Genomic DNA, 16,167 nt, shown 5'->3' on the forward strand with positions numbered 1-16,167 from the left:
CTCAGCCGCGCGCGGCCACGGCCGCGGCGAAGCGGCGGCCGCGGTCCTTGTAGTCGGTGAACATGTCCATCGAGGCCGCCGCGGGCGCCAGCAGCACGGTGTCGCCGGGACGGGCCAGGCCGGCCGCCGCCGCCACGACCTCGGGCATGGCGTCGTCGCCGAGCGCGCCGATCTCCACCACCTCGGCGCCGGGGGCGTAGCGGGCCAGGGCCTCGCGCAGCGGCTCGCGGTCGCGGCCCATCAGCACCGCCGCGCGCAGCCGCGGCGCGGCCTCGCGCACCAGGTCCTCGACCTCGGCGCCCTTGAGCAGTCCGCCGGCCACCCACACCACCGACGCGAACGCCGAGAGCGCGGCTGCGGCCGCGTGCGGGTTGGTGGCCTTGGAATCGTCGACGTAGTCCACGCCGGCCACCGAGCCCAACCGGGCCATGCGGTGGGGTTCGGGCGCGAACGCGGCCAGCCCCGCACGCACCGCCGCGGGCGCCGCCCCCACCGAGCGGGCCAGCGCGGCCGCGGCCAGCGCGTTGGCCACGTTGTGCGGTGCCGCAGGCACCACGTCGGCCAGCCCGGCCAGCTCCTCGGCACCGCTGTGGGGGTCGGCCACGAACGCGCGGTCGACCAGCAGGTCCTCGACCACGCCGAGCTGTCCGGCGCGCGGGGTGGCCAGGGTGAACCCGTGCAGCGGGGTGCCGGGGTCGCCGGCGGTCTCGGCCAGGTGGCTGGACCACGGGTCGTCGGCGTTGGCCACGCGCAGCGTGCCGGGCGCGTAGATGCGGCCCTTGGCTAGAGCATAGGGCTCCAGGCCGCCGTGCCAGTCGAGGTGGTCGGGGGCCACGTTGAGCACGGCCGCGGCGTGGGGGGCGATGGTGGAGGACCAGTGCAGCTGGAAGCTGGACAGCTCCACGGCCAGCAGCGCGGGGGCGGGATCGGACTCGCCGGGCAGCGCGGCCTCGACGACGGGTGTCCCGACGTTGCCCACGGCCACGGCGTCGCGGCCGTCGGCGCGCAGCATGGCCTCCAGCATGCGCACCGTGGTGGTCTTGCCGTTGGTGCCGGTGACGGCCAGCCACCGCTGGCCGGCCGGGCGAAGCCGCCAGGCCAGCTCCACGTCGCCGATGACCTCGATCCCGGCCTCGCCCGCCTGGACCAGCAGGGGCGCGTCGGGGCGCCAGCCGGGCGAGGTGACGACCAGGTCGGTGCCCTCGGGCAGGGTGTGTTCGCCCAGCAGGACGCGGGCGCCCTCGGCACGCAGGCGGCGGGCGGTTTCGAGGGTCGCGTCGTCCTCGCGGGCGTCGACGACGCTCACCCGAGCGCCGTGGGCCAGCAGGACGCGGGCCACCGGAGGCCCGGAGACCCCGAGCCCGGCCACGCATACGGGGCGGTCCTTCAGGGCAGCGCCGAAAGCGGGGTCGGCGGGGGCGCCGCTGGGAGCGGGCGTCGGCGCGGGGCTGCCGTCGGCCGGGGTCAACGGGGCATCCATTCCAGATAGAAGAGGCCGATGCCCACGCCCACCATCAGCCCCTGGATGATCCAGAAGCGGATGACGATCGTGGTCTCGGCCCAGCCTTTGAGTTCGAAGTGGTGCTGAATCGGCGCCATGCGGAAGATGCGTTTGCCGGTCAGTCTGAAGGAGCTGATCTGCACCATCACCGACATGGTGATGAGCACGAACAGGCCGCCGATGACCAACAGCAGAAGCTGGGTGCGGGTGGTGATGGCCAACCCCACGATGAGCCCGCCCAAGGCCAGCGACCCGGTGTCGCCCATGAAGATCTTGGCGGGCGGGGCGTTGTACCACAGGAAGCCGATGCACCCGCCCAGACAGGCGGCGGCGACCACCGCCAGGTCCAGCGGGTCGCGCACGGGGTAGCAGCTGGGGGCCAGGTAGGCCACGCAGCTCTGGCGCAGCTGCCAGTTGCCGATGATGACGTAGGCGACCAGCGAGAGGATCATCGCGCCGGTGGCCAGACCGTCCAGGCCGTCGGTGAGGTTGACGGCGTTGGAGAAGCCCACGATGAGGAACAGCGCCCAGGCCACGAAGACGATCAGCAGCAGCGGCGGCCCGAAGTCGCGCAGGAACGACAGCTGCGGCGAGGCGGGGGTGTAGCCGTAACCGTTGGGGAACTGGGTCACGCCCACGGCGAACCCGGCTCCGATGACGGTCTGCCCCAGCATCTTGGCACCGCTGCGCAGGCCCAGGCTGCGCCGCTTGTAGATCTTGATGAAGTCGTCGAGGAAGCCGACGGTGCCCATGCCCACGAACAGGAACATCACCAGCAGGCCCGAGACCGTGGGCCGCGTCATCAGCACCAGGTGCGAGGCGAAGTAGCCGATGATCGCGCCCACGATGATGACGATGCCGCCCATCGTGGGCGTGCCCTGCTTGGTCTTGTGGCCCTCGGGGCCGTCGTCGCGGACCTCCTGGCCGAACTTCAACCGGAACAGCAGCCGGATCACCAGCGGCATGATCAGCAGCGAGACGAGCAGTGACAGGCCCGCCGCGACAAGAATGCCGGTCACTTGGCGTCCTCCCCGGACATCTCCCCGGCCGGCTGAGCGGGCGGCGCGCCCTCCGTCAGCTCCTCGGCGACCTTCTCCAGCCCTGCCACGCGCGATCCCTTCACCATGACGACGTCTGCCCCGCGCAATCGCGCGCGCAGGGCCGCGGTCGCCTCGTCGGCGTCGCGGACCCGCACCACCTCCCCGTCCCATCCGGGTTCGGCACCGGCGCCCTCGGCCATGGGCCCGGCCTCCTCCCCGACGACCACCAGCGTGCGCACGCCGCTGCGGGCCGCCATCGCTCCGGCGCGTCGGTGCTCCTCGACCGAGGTCTCCCCCAGCTCGGCCATGACGCCCAGCACCGCGTGGGTGCCGCGCCCGTCCCGGCCGCCGAACGCCTCCAGAGTGCTCAGCGCCGCGGCGACGGACTCGGGGTTGGCGTTGTAGGCGTCGTTGACGACGGTGACGCCGTCGGGGGCCTCGGTGACCTCCATCCGCCACCGGCTGCGCGGGCCGGCCTCGGCCAGCGCGGCGGCGATCTCCGCGGGGTCCATTCCCGTCTCGGCGGCGACGGCGGCCACCGCCAGGGCGTTGTGCACCTGGTGGGCGCCGACCAGCGCGAGTCGTACCGGGGCGGAGCGCTCGCCGATGCGCAGGGTGAAGCCGGCCCGCCCGGAGGCGTCGAGCTCGACGTCCTCGGCTCGCACGTGTGCGTCGGGAGCCAGGCCGTAGGAGACCACGCGGGCGGCGGTGCGCTCGGCCATGGCGATGACGGCGTCGTCGTCGGCGTTGAGCACCGCGACGCCGCCCTGGGCCGCCGAGGGCAGCGCCTCGACCAGTTCGCCCTTGGCGCGGGCGATGGCCTCGCGGCTGCCGAACTCGCCGACGTGGGCGCTGCCGACGTTGAGCACCACGCCGATGCGCGGCGGGGCGATGTCGCACAGGTGGGCGATGTGGCCGATCCCGCGGGCAGCCACCTCCAGCACGATGAACCGGGTCTGGGAGTCGGCGCGCAGCACGGTCAGCGGATGGCCGATCTCGTTGTTGTACGAGCCCGACGGCGCGACGGTGGGGCCGAGGCGGTCCAGGACCTGGGCCATCATGTCCTTGGTCGTGGTCTTGCCGGAGGAGCCGGTGATCCCGACGACGTCCGCGCCGGTCAGCTCGCCGGTCACGGCCCGGGCCAGGCGCCCGAGGGCTGCGATCACCCCCTCGTCGCCTCCGTCGGTGAGCAACTGCGGCGCCGCGACCGGCCGGGATCCCAGGACCGCCGCGGCGCCCGCGGCGACAGCGGACCGGGCGAAGTCGTGCCCGTCGACGCGTTCGCCGCCGAGGGCGACGAACAACGAGCCGGGTTCGCAACGCCGGGAGTCGATGACGACGGGTCCGAACACGACGTCGCTTGGACGCGCCGGTCCGCTTATTCGGGATTGGGTGATCTCAGCGATCCGATCGAGCGTCAGCGCGATCAAATCCACTCCTCATGTCTGGCCCGGCCCATTGCGCCACGGGGCGCCTCGACCAGGGCGACGGCGCGGTTGTCAGGGGATGGCGCGCTCCGTCGCCCCCGAGGCGGCGAGGATACGCCGCGGGCCGGGCTGCGATTGCCGGACCTACCTTAGAACATTTGATTGCCCGCGTTGTGCGCAGACCGGGCTGGTCGGCCGTGCCGCGGGCCCGCTGATGCGCGGGTCCGCGGCGCGGCCCCCGCGGCGCCCCTGGTTCGGCGTGCCGCGAAGACCGCCGCCCCGCCCTCTGCGGGATGCGGCGACTCAGGCCTGTGACCTGCCTGCGCCCGCGTGTGCATGGCTCGTCCGTGCGTGGTGGCGCCCTCCTGCCTCAGTGGGCGGTGCGCCGCCGCAGCGCGGACAGCAGCACGTCGTGGTCGTCGAAGGGCAGAACCTCGCCGGCGACGTACTGGCCGGTCTCGTGGCCCTTGCCGGCCACCACCACGACGTCCCCGGGGCCGGCGCGGCGCACCGCGAGCTCGATGGCCTCGGCGCGGTCGGGCTCGACGGTGACGCGGGCGCGCTGGTCCCGCGGCACCTTGGCGACGCCGTCGAGCATGGCGCCGACGATCTCGACCGGATCCTCGGTGCGCGGGTTGTCGTCGGTGATGACCAGGGTGTCGGCGAGGCGGGCCGCGGCCTCGCCCATCAGCGGGCGCTTGGCCCGGTCGCGGTCGCCGCCGCAGCCCAGGACCATGGTCACCCGGCCCTTGGTGATGCCGCGCAGCGCGGTCAGCACCGCCTCGATCGCCCCGGGCTTGTGCGAGTAGTCCACGACCGCGGTGAAGTCCTGGCCGGCGTCGACGCGCTCCATGCGCCCCGGCACGCCCCCGGAGGCGGCCACGCCCTCGATGGCGGTGTGCAACGGGATACCGGCCTCGACCAGGCCCACGATCGCGGCCAGGGCGTTGGCGACGTTGAAGGCGCCGGGCAGCGCCACCGAGGCGTCGGCGCGCATGCCGCCCGGCCCGGCGATGCGGAAGGTGCTGCCCTGGGCGCCCAGCTCGACGTCCTCGGCGCGCCAGTCGGCTTCCGCGTCGCCCTCGGTGGAGAAGGTGGTCACCGGCACGTCGCCGCGCACCCGGATCTGGTCGATGAGCACCCGGCCGAAGCGGTCGTCGCTGTTGACCACCGCGATGCGGCAGTACTCGGGCGTGAACAGCCGCGCTTTGGCGTCGAAGTAGTCGCGCAGGTCGCGGTGGAAGTCCAGGTGGTCCTGGGAGAGGTTGGTGAACACGGCCACGTCGTAGTGCGTTCCGCCGACCCGGCCCAGGGCCAGGGCGTGGCTGGAGACCTCCATGGCCCCGGCGGCGACGCCCTCGTCGCGCATGCGGCCGAAGAGGCCGTGCAGGTCGGTGGCCTCGGGCGTGGTCAGCGACGAGGCGACGCGCTCGCCGCCCACGCGCATCTCGACGGTGCCGATGAGCCCGGTGGTCATCCCGGCGGCGCGCAGTCCCGAATCGACGAGGTAGGTCACGGTGGTCTTGCCGCTGGTGCCGGTGGTGCCGATCAGCAGCAGGTCGTCGCCGGGGTGCCCGTAGACCCAGGAGGCGACGCGGCCGAGTTCGGCCCGGGGATCGGCGACGGTGACCACGGGCAGCCGGGTGCCGGCGGCGCGGTCGTAGCCGGTGGGATCGGTCAGCACGGCCGCGGCTCCCGAGGCCGCGGCCTGGGCGGCGAAGTCGGCGCCGTGGGCGCGGCTGCCGGGCAGCGCGGCGTACAGGTCGCCGGGGCGCACGGCCCGCGAGTCGTGGGTGATCCCGCTGATCGCGGTGGCGCCGGGGCCGGCCGCCGGATCCCCACCGTCGTGGGTGCCGCCGTCCTCGGCGGTCTCGACGTAGGTGACGAACGCGTCGGGGCCCAGCAGCCGAGCGAGCTCGGACAGCGGGCGGGGCTGGGTCTGGTCAGGTCGCATTACCGGTGGCACGTCGCGAGGTTATCGGCTGTGGGCGCCGACGGGTAAATCCGCGCCGGTCGCGGTGCGGGGCGCCGCGGCCGGCAGGGCTCAGCCGTCACCGAAGAGGCGGATGTTGGGCGGCTCGGTCCCTGTGGGCGGGACCTTCTCCGACTTCAGCGCGAAGGACATGATGTCGGTGAACACGGGTGCGGCGGCCTCGCTTCCGTAGTACTCGTCCTTGGGGTCGTGCAGCACCACCTGCACCACCAGTTCGGGGTCGTCGGCGGGCGCGAAGCCGACGAACATCGAGGTGTGACCGTCGTAGTCGCCGGTCTCGGGGTTGACCCGGTTGGCCGTGCCCGTCTTGCCGGCGACACGGTAGTTGGGGATCTGAGCGGACTCGGCGGTGCCGTGCTCGCCGGTGACGGCCTCCAGCATCCGGGTGAGCTCCTCGGCGGTTTCGGCGCTGACGACCCGCTCGCGCGGCGGCTCGTCGGATGCCTCGAACCCGCCGTCCTCGCCGACGGTTCCGGAGACGAGGGTGGGTTCCACCCGGACTCCGCCGTTGGCGATGGTGGCGTAGACGCTGGCCATCTGGGCGGCGTTGACCGAGAGGCCTTGTCCGAAGGAGATGGAGGGCAGCTGGGTGCCCCACCAGTCGTCGGGGTCGGCGAGGATGCCGGCGTTCTCGCCGGGCAGGTCCAGCCCGGTGGGCTCGCCGAAGCCGAACTTGCGCAGGTAGTCGTGGAGCCTCTGGGCGCCGAGCTGCTGCCCGACCTTGATGGTGCCGACGTTGCTGGACTGGGCGAGGATCCCGTTGAGGGTCAGGTTCTGGGTCTTGTGGAAGTGGTCGTCCTTGAACCTGCGGTCGTGGATCTGCACCGAGTAGGGGACCTTGTAGACGCGCTCGGGGGTCGTCAGGCCCTCTTCCAAGGCCCCGGCCAGGGTGATGACCTTGTTGGTGCTGCCGGGCTCGAAGGCGTCGGCCACGGCGCCGTTGGCGCGGTCGTCGGCGGAGTAGTCGCTGTAGTCGGACTGGTCGTAGCTGGGGTAGTCGGCCATGGCCAGCACCTCGCCGTTGGGGCGCATGACGATCGCGCTGGCGCCTGCGGCGTCGAGCTCCTCGGCGCGCTCGGCCAGCGCCTGCGAGGCGTGCCATTGGATGTCGCGCTCCAGGGTCAGGCGGACGTCCTTGCCGGGCACCGGCTCCTGGGCCAGCCCCTCGGCCATGGGGATCCGGACGCCCCCGGCACCCATCTCGACCTGCTGCTTTCCGGGCTCGCCGGCCAGGGTGCCGTCCATGATGCCCTCGAGCCCTTCGAGACCGTGGCCGTCGGCCCCGGTGAAGCCGACGAGGTCGGCGGCGCCGGTCTCGTCGGGGTAGACGCGCTTGTAGTCGGTCAGCGCGCCCACGCCGCTGAGGCCGAGCTCCTCCATGGCCTTCCAGTCCTCGGGCGCCACCTTCTCGGCGACGACCTCGTAGCGGCGGGGTTCGGCGTCGACCTTGCGGGCCACCTCGGAGCGGTCCAGGTCGAAGCGCCGGGTCAGCTCGTCGACGAGCCGGTCGCGCTCGTCGTCGCGCACCGCCACCGGATCGACGAAGACGGTGCGCGCCTCCACCGAGAGGGCGAGGGCGTCGCCGGAGGAGTCGGTGATATCGCCGCGCGTGGTGGGGATGTCGATGCTCTTCAGGCGCATGTCCTCGGCGGCGGCGGCGTATTCGGGGGCGTCGATGGCCTGGATCTGGACCAGGCGGCCGGCGAAGACCAGCAGGATGACGCCCATGAGGATCCCGGCGGTGTTGAGGCGGCGCCGGGGGTTGCCGCGCCTGACGGGGCGGCGCGGCGGCGGGTTCGTCCCCCCGCCGCCTCCGGGGCGCCGAGGCGGCGGTCCCGAGCGGGGGCGGCGGGGCGGCGGCGTCTCCCGTGCCGGACGGCGGCCCTCGCTGCCGCGCGGCCGAGCCTGGCGGTCGCGCGGTGCGGGGCCGCGGCCGGAGCGGGGCGAGGAGCCGGGTCGACGCGGGTCGCGGGAGCGGCCGTCGCGGGACGAACTCAACTGCACCCCCCGCGGCCGGGACCGGCCGGGCGACGGAGGCGCGCACGGGAGCGGCGGCGGGGGCTCATCGCGAACCCGCTTCGGGCTGGGCGCCGGTGCCGGGCAGGCCGGACGGGGCGCCGCCCTCGTCGCCGGTGACGCGGCGCTCGTCCAGATCCAGGAACAGCGGCGCCTGGCCGGGCTCCATTCCCATCTCCTCGGCTTCGTCGGCGATGCGCTCGGAGGACTCCAGGTGGACGACCTCCTCGCGAAGCGCCTCCTCCTCGTGAGCCAGCTTCTCGTTGCTCGTCTGGAGCTCGCTGATGGTGAAGGAGTCGGCCACCAGTACGGTGCGCAGCGCCAGCAGGCTGATCAGCGCGCCGCCGAGCAGGCCCAGCACCAGCAGGACGAAGGGCATGCGCGGCGCGCGTACCGCGGGGCGCGGCGCGGCCGCGGTACTGCGCCGGCGCGCCGGCGCCGGCGCGGTGCGCCGCGGCGCGGGCCTGCGCGCCGGAGGTGCCTTGGTGGCGGCGCGGGTGCGCCGGGCGCTCTCCTCGGTGGCGCTGCTCATCGTGGTCCTCCCCGCTGTGTCTCCCACTGGGTACGCGGCCGGACGGCGGCTGCCGTCCGCCGCGCGGTCATGGCCGGCGGATGCGCTCGGCTGCCCGCAGCCGCGCCGAGGCCGCCCGCGGATTGGCTTGGTTCTCGTCCTCTGCGGGGGATTCGGCGCCCCGGGTCAGCAGCCGCAGCTGAGGGCTGTGATCCGGCAGCGGGACCGGGAGGTCGGTCGGTGTGGTGTCGGTGGCCAGGTCTTGGAGGGTCCGCTTGGTGATGCGGTCCTCCAGTGAGTGGTAGGAGAGCACGGCGATACGCCCGCCTACGGCGATGCGCTCCAGCGCGGCCGGCAGCGCGCGGGATAGGATCTCCAGTTCGGCGTTGACCTCGATGCGCAGCGCCTGGAAGGTGCGCTTGGCGGGGTTGCCGCCGGTGCGCCGGGTGGCGGCGGGGATCGCGTCGCGGACGAGGTCGGCGAGTGCGCGCGTGGAGTCGAGGGGCTCCGCTTCACGGCGGCGCGCGATGGCCTTGGCGATGCGCCCGGCGAAGCGCTCCTCGCCGTACTCGCGCAGGATGCGGGCCAGCTCGGCGACGGAGTAGGTGTTGACGACGTCGGCGGCGGTGCTGCCCTGGGTGCGGTCCATGCGCATGTCCAAGGGGGCCTCGTGGGAGTAGGCGAAGCCGCGCTGGGACTCGTCGAGCTGTGGCGAGGAGACGCCGAGGTCGAGCAGGACGCCCTGGACCTCGCTCCGGCCGAGGTCGTCCAGGACGCCGGGGACGTCGTCGTATTCGGCGTGGACCAGCTCGACGCGGTCGCCGAAGGGCGCGAGCCGGCTGCGGCTGCGCTCCAGTGCGGTGGTGTCGCGGTCGACGCCGACGAGGTGCAGGCGGGGGTGGGCCTCCAATAGGGCGGCGGCGTGCCCGCCCAGGCCCAGGGTGCCGTCGACGAGGACGGCTCCGGGCTCGCTCAGGGCCGGTGAGAGCAGGTCGACGATGCGGCCGAGCATGACCGGCGTGTGGCCGGTTCCGGGCTCGTCGCCGATGTCCGCCATGAGCACAGTGCCCCCTCCTCACTGACCGCCCGGCTGCCGCAGCGTGCGGCCGATCCACCGCGGCGTCCCCCTGATGCCGCGGCGACCGGGGGCCGTTCCCCTGGCGCCGGTGCCGCCGCGCTCCCCTGCGGCGCACCCGCGTGTGGGCTCGGCCCGCTCACGGTCGGTGCCGTCGTCTCCTGACTGCCGGCCACATGGCCGGTCTCAGCCGTGCTTCCTGTGCTGTGCATGCGGCCCGTGCCGTGTCCGCCGTCCGGACTGGCCTCCAGACGCGCCCGCTGACCGCGCTGAGGCGGTCGCCACCTGGCGCCGGGGAAGATGCGCCAGCTGACTGCGGGCCGCGCCTGAAGGCCGACGTCCGGACAGGACTTGGTCGGCGTGGCTTGCGGACCGGTGTGCGCGGGTGTCGAAGCCGGCACCGCGGTCGCGCGAAGTCACAGCACCCCCGGCAACACCTCCTCCGACAGGTCCGCGAATGCCTGCTCCTGTTCGGCTTCGTAGCGAGACCACGCCTCGGAGTCCCAGATCTCCAGGCGTGTGTTGGCCCCGATGACGACGCAGTCGCGTTCCAGACCGGCGTAGGTGCGCAGACCGGCGGGAATCGTGATGCGCCCCTGCTTGTCGGGAACCTCGTCGGAGGCGCTGGCGAAGAACACCCGGCTGTAGTCGCGGACCGCCTTGGCGGTGACCGGCGCCGAGCGGAGGGCCTCGGTGATCCGCTGGAACTCATCCACCGGAAAGACGTAGAGGCAGCGCTCCTGTCCCTTCGTGATCACCAGTCCCCCCGACAGTTCGTCGCGGTACTTCGCCGGAAGGAACAGGCGTCCCTTCTCGTCGAGGCGCGGCTCGTGGGTCCCGAGAAACAAGGCCCACCTCCCAAGCCCCCAAGCAGAGCAGTCTCCTGCTCCACGATGCACCACTGTACTCCACTCTTCCCCACGGTCAACAGTTTCAATCGCCGTCGCGAGACATAGCGGCACGAGAAAGCGCAGGTCAGCACCGGTGGAGCGGAGTGGGGTGGCCAGGAGCGGCTGCACCGCCGCCCCACGGCGCACCCGTGCGTCCCCCTTCGCCGGAGCGAGCGTGTGATACAGCACGCACGGCACGGCGCTCCGCGGTTTTCGGGTTTTGGTTTGCTTTCGCCGACTTTGGCTCTAGCCTCGGTTCCATCGGCTCCGGTCCTCAGAGAGGGGATACGTGTCACTGGGCACGCGTCAGAACACACAGGGGGACGGGCTCCCCGACGGCGACAGCGGCGTCATCGCCGCGGCGGAGCGGATCCGCGAGGCCGTGGAGTCCGTGATCGAGGGCAAGCCGGACGTCGTGCGCATCGCGCTTACCGTCCTGCTGGCCGAGGGCCACCTACTCATCGAGGACATCCCGGGCGTGGGCAAGACGATGCTCGCCAAGTCCCTGGGACGCGCGATCGACTGCTCGGTCCAGCGGGTGCAGTTCACCCCCGACCTGCTGCCGGCCGACATCACCGGCGTCAGCGTCTACCACCAGGACCGGCGCGAGTTCGAGTTCAACCCCGGCCCGGTCTTCGCCAACATCGTCCTGGGCGACGAGATCAACCGCGCCTCTCCCAAGACCCAGTCGGCGCTGCTGGAATGCATGGAGGAGATGCAGGTCAGCGTGGACGGTGAGACCCGCCCGCTGGAGCGGCCCTTCATGGTGGTGGCCACGCAGAACCCCGCCGACATGGAGGGCACCTATCCCCTGCCCGAGGCCCAGCGCGACAGGTTCATGGCCCGCATCGCCGTGGGTTATCCCACCCCCCAGGCCGAACTGGACATGATCGACTCCCACAGCGCGGAGTCGCCGCTGGACGCGCTGCAGCCCGCGGCCTCCGCGGCGGACGTGCACGCCATGGTCGACCGCGTCAAGGCCATCCACGTCGCCCCCGGCGTGCGGCGCTACGCCGTCGACCTGGTCACCGCCACGCGCACGTCCCCGGCGCTGCGGCTGGGCGCCTCGCCGCGCGCGACGATCCACCTGGTGCGGGCGGCGCGCGCTTACGCCGCACTGGAGGGGCGCCACTACGTGGTGCCCGACGACCTGCAGGCCCTGGCGGTCCCGGTGCTGGCGCACCGGCTGCTGCCCAGCCCCGAAGCCCGGATGGAGCGGCGTGCGCCCGAGCAGGTCGTCTCCGAGATCGTGGCCCGCCTGCCCATTCCCAATCCGCGCTAAGCCCCCGGGGAGCCACGCGTGAGTCTGCTGCCGGCCTTCACCGTCCGCGGCTGGGGACTGCTCAGCGGCGGGGCGGCGCTGATCGTCAGCGGCCTGGTCATCGGCGAGCACGACCTGGTGGGGTTCGGGGTCCTGGTGTTCGCGCTACCGCTGCTGGCCGCCCTGACGCTGTCCGGTGCGCCTGGGCGCGTCGTGCACAGCCGGGCGCTTCAGCCCTCGCGCGCCACGGCGGGCACCGACACCCGCGTGCTGATCCGGGTCGCCAACGCCTCCACGACGCTGCCGGTGAGCGGCCTGCGCGTGCAGGACGGGCTGCCCTTCCAACTGGGCCAGGCGCCCGGGTTCAACGTGGGCTTCCTGGGGCCGCGCGCCGTGCGCGATCTGACCTACCGGGTGCGGCCCCAGGTGCGCGGCTCCTACCCCGTGGGGCCGCTGGCGGTGTCCTTCGCCGATCCCTTGAACTGCCTGCGGCGCCGACGCTCGATCGGCGGACCGGCGACGCTGCTGGTCACCCCGCCGGTGGTCCCGCTGGCGCCCGTGCCGGTGCCCGGCGGCACCGCCGAGGACGGCGACAGCTCGGCGCGGACGCCGGCGGGAGGCACCGAGAACGACCCGGTGCCGCGCGGCTACCGGCACGGCGACGACATGCGGCGGGTGCACTGGCGCAGCACGGCCCGCCACGGCGAGCTTATGGTGCGCCGTGAGGAGCACCGGCTCAGCGACCGCAGCGCCGTCCTGGCCGACCTGCGCTCGCGCGCCCACGCCGGAGCCGGTCCGGAGTCCTCGCAGGAGGTCGCGGTCAGCGCCGCTGCCTCGGTGGCCCTGCACCTCATCGGGCGCGGACACGAGCTGCGGGTGCGCACCGACAGCGACGAGGTGCCCGCCGCCAGCGGGCCCGACGTCCTCGACGCCCTCGCGGTGGCCTCCGCCTCCGACTCCGCGAGCCTGGCCGGTGCCGCCGAGGCGGTCGGCGACGCCCACATCAGCGGACAGGGTCTGCTCGTTGCGGTACTGGGCGCGCTCACCGCCGCCGACCTCGACGCGCTCGCCCCCCTGCCCGGCGGCCGCCACACCTGCGTGGCGCTGCTGTGCAGCCGTGCCGCCTGGCCCGGACACGACGCCGTGCTCCGCTCGTCGGCCGCCCTGCGCGAGGCGGGCTGGCTGGTCGCCGAGATCGACTCGGTGGCGGACCTGGCCCACGCCTGGAGCGCTGCGGTGCTCGGACACTCCGGCGCGGCCGTCCGGTGAGAGGAGCCCGCCCGATGCGTCCTACCGGTCCACGGCCCGCGTCCCCCCGCACCGCGCTCGTCCGGAGCCGCTCCGACCAGCCCCCTTCGTCCCCCGTCCACCGCGTCCTTCGGTAAGGAGGAACGGCGCACGCCCCCGACTCCCTTCGCCCGGCTCGGGGGCCGCCGGTACACGATGCTCGCAAAGGCCGCCCTCACCCTGGCGACCGCCGCAGCACTGCTGCTCGCGCTGCCCGCGCTGGCGCCGCTGATCGCCGGCGACTCCTGGTGGGGCCCCGCCGCCGCCGTGGTCGCCGCCTGCGCGGCGGCCGGCCTGGGGCTGCGCGCGGCACGCGTGCCGGTGGCCGTCGTCCCCCTCCTGCAGGCCGCAGTGGTGCTGTGCGTGCTGATCGGCGCGTTCGTCCCCTACGCCGCACCGCTGGGGTTCGTGCCCACCTCTGATTCACTGAGCGATCTGGTCGCGGTGTTCACCGAGGGGCGCGCCCAGATCGGAACCGAGACCACGCCCATCCCGGCGACGCCCGCCCTGGCACTGGTGGTCGCGGCCGCGATGGGCCTGCTGGCGATCGTCTCCGACTTCCTGGGGGTGACCGCCCGGGCGGCCGCGATGACGGCGCTGCCCTTGGCGGGGCTGCTGCTGGTCCCGCTGCTGGTGGACGACCAGGGCCTGTCCCCCTTCGCCTTCGCCGGGGCCGCGGCGGGCTACGTGGTACTGCTGGCGGTGGACGGCTGGGTACGCGACGCCGGCTGGGGTGTGCCCGTGCGGGCCGCCCACGACACGGCGGCGCCGGTGCTGGGCGGCGTGCAGCACATCGCCGCCACGGCGGGCGTGGCCGCGGTGGCGGTGGCTCTGGCGCTGGTGGTCCCGCTGGCGGTCCCGGGACTGTCCTCCAACTCCCTGTACGCGCTGGCCGACGGCAGCAGGCTGGGCGGTGAGACCGTCACCACCACCCACCCGCTGGTCAGCCTGCGCAGGGACCTGTCCTCGACGTCCGATCGGCCGGTGCTGACCTACAGCACCGACTCCGAGAACCCCGACTACCTGCGCATGTACTCGTTGGACGCCTTCGACGGCCAGAACTGGACCATGTCGCGGCTGCGCGCTGAGGGCGACGGCGACCTCGACGACGAGGTGCTGCCGTCTCCGCCGGGTCAGACCTACATCGCAAGCGAGCGCACCACCACCGAGATCACGCTGGCCGACCGCTTCGAGACCGACTTCCTGCCCATGCCCTACCCGCCGCGCGAGCTGTCGGCCTCCGGCGAGTGGTACGCCGATCCCGACACGCTGATGGTCTTCACCACCGGTGCCCCGGCCCGCGGCGACGACTACGAGGTCACCAGCCTGGTCAACGAGCCCGACCTCGATGCGCTGGCCGCCGACATGGAGCCCGGCGGCGAGTTGGACGAGCGCTACCTGGAGGTGCCCGGAAGCGTCGACGAGCGCACCGCGGAGTTGGCCGCGTCGATCACCTCCGAGGCCGATACCGCCCACGACAAGGCGGTGGCGCTGCAGGAGTGGTTCACCCGCCGCGGCGGGTTCTCCTACGACCTGACCCCGCCCTCCGTCCCGGCCGGCGAGGATCCGCTGTCCTACTTCCTGTTCGACAACCGGGTGGGCTACTGCGAGCAGTTCGCCGGCGCGATGGCGCTGCTGGCCCGCCAGGCGGGCATCCCCGCACGAGTGGCCATCGGCTACACCTCGGGCGCCGGCGCCGGCGAGGGGACCTGGGAGGTCACCGAGTCCGACGCCCACGCCTGGCCGGAGCTGTACTTCCAGGGCGCCGGGTGGCTGCGGTTCGAGCCGACCCCCGCCTCTCCCGGCGGCCAGGGCACGGCCACGGTGCCCGACTACGCCGAGGGCATGCCGTCGGCGCCGCAGGGCGGGCAGGCCCAGGGACCGCAGAACCCGCAGGGTGACAGCGGCACGGGCCCTTCGGCCGAGCCCGAGGCTCCCCAGGACCAGACGGAGTCCGAGGACCCCGCCGCGACCGAGGAGGAGGGCCGGGACGGTCTGGCCGGCGGGCCGGACGACGGCCGCGGACTGGGCTGGTGGGCGGCGCTGGTGCTGCCTGCGGTGCTGGTGGCAGCGGTGCTGCCCGCGTTCGCCCGGTTCCTCGTTCGGCGCGCGCGATGGGTGCGTGCGGGCTCGGCGACCCAGCGCGCCCGCGCCGCCTGGCGGGAGCTGCGCGACGACAGCCGCGATCTGGGCCTGGCTTGGGGCGCGGCCGAGTCGCCGCGGGCGGTCGCCCAGCGGCTCAGCGACGATCTCGGTCTGGAGGAGCAGGCCCGCGCCGCGGTGTGGCGCCTGGCGATGGGCGAGGAGAGCGCGCGCTACGCACCCGAGTTCGCCCAGGAGGGGACGCCCTCCGACGACAGCCGGCGGGTGCGCGCGGCGCTGCGGGCGGCCTGCGGGCGCGCGGCCGCGCTGCGGGCGGTCGTGCTGCCCCGGTCGTTGCTGCCGGCGCCCCCGGCGCCCGTAGCCGCCCCCTCTTCGACGGCCGCCCCCGGAACCGCTGCGGGATAGGCCCGTGGGAGCCCCTCCCCTGGCCCACCGCACCCACGGGGGTGGGACGGAGACCGCCCCACCCCCGACGTTTCCGGCGGGGTCCTCGCGTTCGGGGCCGCTCCTCGGGCCGCGCACACGAGAACGCGCCCTCCGGAGGGGGCTCCGTCGGGCGCGTTCCAAACGAACTCGGGTGTGGCCGGGCGCCGACCGCGGTGCGGGGGCGGTCTTACCTCTCGTCGCCCTCCTGGCGACGGCGCCACCGCTCCTCGAAGCGGTTCATCATTCCCGGGCGCTGCTGGCGCCGGCGCTGCTTCGGTTCGGCGTCGTTGGCCTGCGGCTGGGCCGCCGCCTCACCGCCGCCGGCGACGCGCCGCCAGGCGTTGAGTCCCCACAGCAGGCACGCCAGCATGACGATGAAGCCGATGACACCGACGATGACCTGCTGGAGGATCGCACCGCCCATAAGGAGCGAGATCCCGACGACGAACCCGATCGACGCCTGGACGATCGACCGCTTGTAGTGCACAGCGGGGTTCGTCTGGCGCACCGTGTTGGCGAACTTCGGATCCTCGTTGTACAGCGCCTGCTCGATCTGGTCGAGCATACGCTGCTCGTGTTCAGAGAGCGGCACGGCGCCTCCCAATGACAGTCCCCGAGTAGGGTGAGGTGTGCTGAC

At 73.7% G+C, this 16,167-nt stretch carries 12 protein-coding genes; 3 read left to right on the plus strand and 9 right to left on the minus strand.

The window, feature by feature from the left end:
• Nucleotide 1 precedes the first annotated feature (1 nt).
• From murD to mraZ, 8 genes are all read right to left on the minus strand, one after another.
• Nucleotides 2-1,480 (minus strand): UDP-N-acetylmuramoyl-L-alanine--D-glutamate ligase, encoded by a 1,479-nt coding sequence (murD, locus tag LP52_RS11895; protein WP_084723133.1) that lies wholly within the window; start codon nucleotides 1,478-1,480, stop codon nucleotides 2-4.
• Complete coding sequence (gene mraY, locus LP52_RS11900) at nucleotides 1,465-2,520, minus strand: phospho-N-acetylmuramoyl-pentapeptide-transferase (protein WP_040273281.1); 1,056 nt, start codon at nucleotides 2,518-2,520, stop codon at nucleotides 1,465-1,467. The genes murD and mraY overlap by 16 nt, the downstream gene beginning before the upstream one ends.
• Complete coding sequence (locus LP52_RS11905) at nucleotides 2,517-3,971, minus strand: UDP-N-acetylmuramoyl-tripeptide--D-alanyl-D-alanine ligase (protein WP_052809749.1); 1,455 nt, start codon at nucleotides 3,969-3,971, stop codon at nucleotides 2,517-2,519. Before LP52_RS11905 ends, mraY begins: the two co-directional genes overlap by 4 nt.
• A gap of 367 nt (nucleotides 3,972-4,338) precedes the next feature.
• Nucleotides 4,339-5,922 (minus strand): UDP-N-acetylmuramoyl-L-alanyl-D-glutamate--2,6-diaminopimelate ligase, encoded by a 1,584-nt coding sequence (locus tag LP52_RS11910; RefSeq protein ID WP_040273283.1) that lies wholly within the window; start codon nucleotides 5,920-5,922, stop codon nucleotides 4,339-4,341.
• Between the two features lie 90 nt (nucleotides 5,923-6,012).
• Nucleotides 6,013-7,959 (minus strand): peptidoglycan D,D-transpeptidase FtsI family protein, encoded by a 1,947-nt coding sequence (locus tag LP52_RS11915; protein ID WP_040273285.1) that lies wholly within the window; start codon nucleotides 7,957-7,959, stop codon nucleotides 6,013-6,015.
• 64 nt (nucleotides 7,960-8,023) lie between these two features.
• A complete protein-coding gene (locus LP52_RS11920) occupies nucleotides 8,024-8,509 on the minus strand; it encodes a hypothetical protein (RefSeq protein WP_040273287.1) in 486 nt (161 codons plus the stop codon).
• 67 nt (nucleotides 8,510-8,576) lie between these two features.
• Nucleotides 8,577-9,545, minus strand: coding sequence for a 16S rRNA (cytosine(1402)-N(4))-methyltransferase RsmH (gene rsmH / locus LP52_RS11925; protein ID WP_084723139.1), 969 nt, complete (start codon nucleotides 9,543-9,545; stop codon nucleotides 8,577-8,579).
• A gap of 434 nt (nucleotides 9,546-9,979) precedes the next feature.
• Nucleotides 9,980-10,411 carry a division/cell wall cluster transcriptional repressor MraZ gene (gene mraZ, locus LP52_RS11930; protein ID WP_040273289.1) on the minus strand — a complete coding sequence of 144 codons (432 nt, stop codon included), beginning with the start codon at nucleotides 10,409-10,411 and terminating at the stop codon, nucleotides 9,980-9,982.
• A gap of 331 nt (nucleotides 10,412-10,742) precedes the next feature.
• Between mraZ and LP52_RS11935 the strand changes: the two genes are divergently transcribed.
• The 3 genes from LP52_RS11935 (at nucleotide 10,743) to LP52_RS11945 (ending at nucleotide 15,509) form a co-directional block, all read left to right on the plus strand.
• Nucleotides 10,743-11,735, plus strand: a complete 993-nt coding sequence (locus LP52_RS11935; protein WP_040273290.1) for an AAA family ATPase — start codon at nucleotides 10,743-10,745, stop codon at nucleotides 11,733-11,735.
• Between the two features lie 18 nt (nucleotides 11,736-11,753).
• Nucleotides 11,754-12,983: a DUF58 domain-containing protein gene (locus LP52_RS11940; RefSeq protein ID WP_040273292.1), complete on the plus strand. Its 1,230-nt coding sequence runs from the start codon at nucleotides 11,754-11,756 to the stop codon at nucleotides 12,981-12,983.
• A gap of 174 nt (nucleotides 12,984-13,157) precedes the next feature.
• Nucleotides 13,158-15,509 carry a transglutaminase family protein gene (locus LP52_RS11945; protein WP_040273294.1) on the plus strand — a complete coding sequence of 784 codons (2,352 nt, stop codon included), beginning with the start codon at nucleotides 13,158-13,160 and terminating at the stop codon, nucleotides 15,507-15,509.
• Between the two features lie 208 nt (nucleotides 15,510-15,717).
• Here LP52_RS11945 and LP52_RS11950 read toward each other — a convergent pair whose 3' ends face one another.
• A complete protein-coding gene (locus LP52_RS11950) occupies nucleotides 15,718-16,122 on the minus strand; it encodes a DUF3040 domain-containing protein (protein ID WP_040273295.1) in 405 nt (134 codons plus the stop codon).
• Nucleotides 16,123-16,167: the final 45 nt, after the last annotated feature.

It is taken from the genome of Streptomonospora alba, assembly GCF_000826685.1.
Taxonomy (GTDB): Bacteria; Actinomycetota; Actinomycetes; order Streptosporangiales; family Streptosporangiaceae; genus Streptomonospora; species Streptomonospora alba.

Excerpts from the sequence above, each read along its gene's own strand:
- rsmH (WP_084723139.1), bottom strand. The coding sequence starts at position 9,545 with ATGGCGGACATCGGCGACGAGCCCGGAACCGGCCACACGCCGGTCATG.
- murD (WP_084723133.1), bottom strand. The coding sequence starts at position 1,480 with ATGGATGCCCCGTTGACCCCGGCCGACGGCAGCCCCGCGCCGACGCCC.
- LP52_RS11910 (WP_040273283.1), bottom strand. The coding sequence starts at position 5,922 with ATGCGACCTGACCAGACCCAGCCCCGCCCGCTGTCCGAGCTCGCTCGG.
- LP52_RS11945 (WP_040273294.1), top strand. The coding sequence starts at position 13,158 with ATGCTCGCAAAGGCCGCCCTCACCCTGGCGACCGCCGCAGCACTGCTG.
- LP52_RS11920 (WP_040273287.1), bottom strand. The coding sequence starts at position 8,509 with ATGAGCAGCGCCACCGAGGAGAGCGCCCGGCGCACCCGCGCCGCCACC.